Origin of the sequence: Brevundimonas sp. (assembly GCF_013823285.1) — a bacterium.
Lineage (GTDB): Bacteria > Pseudomonadota > Alphaproteobacteria > Caulobacterales > Caulobacteraceae > Brevundimonas.
Genome location: NZ_PNLV01000201.1, coordinates 1 through 630 on the forward strand (window position 1 = coordinate 1; position 630 = coordinate 630).

The 630-nt window shown below is 62.4% G+C and carries 1 protein-coding gene; it reads right to left on the minus strand.

What is annotated here, in order from left to right; translation table 11 throughout:
* Positions 1-163 precede the first annotated feature (163 nt).
* A partial coding sequence (locus tag C0461_RS14375; protein ID WP_292107987.1) for a sigma-70 family RNA polymerase sigma factor occupies positions 164-630 on the minus strand: 467 nt, incomplete at its 5' end.

Here is a 630-nt window from a genome sequence, read left to right on the forward strand (position 1 = left end):
CGGCTGGAGACGATCTTCAAGTTCTAGAATTTGACCCGTTGGCGGGTGGTTGCTGAGGCGCTGATCACAGCGGCTCAATGATGTCGAACGCCCGATCGGGACCTGGACCGGGAAGGGCGTCGGCGGAATCGCGCAGAACGATTCCGCCTCAACCAATCAGATTCTAGACCGCTTCCAGATTCCGTTCCGTGGCTGCGGCGCGCATGGCCTTCTGCAGCTTTTCAAAGGCGCGGACCTCGATCTGGCGCACGCGCTCGCGGCTGACGCCGTATTGGCCGGCCAGCTCCTCTAGGGTGACGGGATCATCCTTGAGGCGGCGTTCGGTCAGGATATGCTTCTCCCGATCCGTCAACTCCTCCATGGCCTCCTGCAGCAGACCCATGCGCAGGGAATGCTCCTCGGTGTCGGCCAGTCGGGTTTCCTGGGACACCTGGGTGTCGTCAGTCAGCCAGTCCTGCCATTCACTTTCGCTGTCGGAGCGCAGGGGCGAGTTGAGGGACGCGTCGCCCGTCAGGCGCCGGTTCATGTTGACGACTTCTTCTTCCGACACGCCCAGATCGGTGGCGATCTTGGCGACGTGCTCGGGACGCAGATCACCTTCCTCGAAGGCGGAGATCTGGCTCTTGGCCT